This is a genomic window from Kocuria subflava (genome assembly GCF_012163155.1).
Taxonomy (GTDB): Bacteria; Actinomycetota; Actinomycetes; order Actinomycetales; family Micrococcaceae; genus Kocuria; species Kocuria subflava.
On record NZ_JAAVUN010000074.1, the window covers coordinates 1 to 1,405 of the forward strand.

General features: G+C 69.8%; 1 protein-coding gene. It reads left to right on the forward strand.

The window, feature by feature from the left end; all coding sequences use genetic code 11:
- Window positions 1-317: 317 nt before the first annotated feature.
- Window positions 318-1,388 carry an IS110 family RNA-guided transposase gene (locus GTW58_RS12995; RefSeq protein WP_168023549.1) on the forward strand — a complete coding sequence of 357 codons (1,071 nt, stop codon included), beginning with the start codon at window positions 318-320 and terminating at the stop codon, window positions 1,386-1,388.
- Window positions 1,389-1,405: the final 17 nt, after the last annotated feature.

Below are 1,405 nucleotides of genomic sequence, written 5' to 3' on the forward strand. Positions count from 1 at the left end.
ATCTGTGAGTGTCTACCTGGCTGGTCCGGGACCGGCTGGTCAGGATGGTTCCGGTCGCGCTGAACAGCGTGTGACTCTCGAAGCAATTGGCCCGCTTCGGCGGTGCTCTTCCGTTGAATTGTCCACGCTGGGAAGCGCGGCCGGCACCGTCCGGCCCACCTCGGTGACCTGATCAGGAGACTGTCCGACCCCATCTAGATTCACGGGGTCGTGGCCCATCACAGATATGCCCCGACGTGACCTCTACCCGGGCCGGTGCCAGCCGCTTGGCGACCGAGACATCACATCCCCGTCACGAGGAAGGAACGTCGATCACCATGTCGATCCTCGCGCACACCCGCCCATTCGTCATCGGCGTAGACGCCCACGCCCGAACCCATGCACTCGCCGTGCTGGCCTGCCCGACCGGAGAGGTCCTCGATGAGGCACAGTTCCCAGCGACGACTGCCGGCCTTGCCCGTGCCGTCGCCTGGGTCGCACGCCGCACCGGCGCGGACCTCGACGCGCTCTGGGTCATCGAGGGCATCGGCACCTACGGCGCCCGCCTGGCGCGTGCAGCTGCCGATGCTGGGTACGCCGTGGCCGAGGCACCACGGATGAACGCTCGCGCCAACCGCGGCGTGGGCAAGTCCGACCCCCTGGACGCTCGCCGGATCGCTCAAGCAGCCCTCCCGCTCGACCACACCCAGCTGCGTCTGCCGCGCACCGACGAGGGAGCCCGGGCCGCCCTGCGGATCCTGATCGCCTCCCGCGACCACATCACCAACGAGCGCACCGCCGCGATCAACGCCCTGATCGCGCTGCTGCGGGTCGTCGACCTGGGGATCGATGCCCGAGGCACCCTCAACACCGGCCGGATCAGCGAGATCGCCGCGTGGCGCGCCCGCGCCGAGGAGCTCTCCATCGGCGTCGCCCGCGCCGAGGCCGTCCGCCTCGCCAAGCGTGTCCGCACAGCCGACAGGGAGCTGGGCGACCTCACCCGCCAGATGACCACCCTGTTGAACGAGAGCCCCGCCGCGGGCCTGCTGGACCAGCCGGGCATCGGACCCGTCACCGCCGCGATCGCCTACGCTGCGTGGTCGCACCCCGGCCGGATCCGCTCCGAAGCCGCCTTCGCCAGCCTGGCCGGCGTCAACCCCATCCCGGCCTCATCCGGCAACACCGTTCGACACCGCATCAACCGCGGCGGCGACCGACGCCTCAACCGCGCCCTGCACATGGCCGTCGTCACCCGCATGCGCATGGACCCCGAGACTCGCGCCTACGTCGACAAGCGCACCGCGCAGGGGCGCACCCCGCGCGAGATCCGCCGCTCGCTCAAGCGCTACCTCGCCCGTCAGATCTACAGGCAACTCAACGCCACGATCACACCTGCGGCGGCTGCTTGACATACATAGGAGATTCA

Bases quoted from the DNA above. Each gene is read 5' to 3' on its own strand.
- GTW58_RS12995 (WP_168023549.1), top strand. From the start codon at position 318: ATGTCGATCCTCGCGCACACCCGCCCATTCGTCATCGGCGTAGACGCC.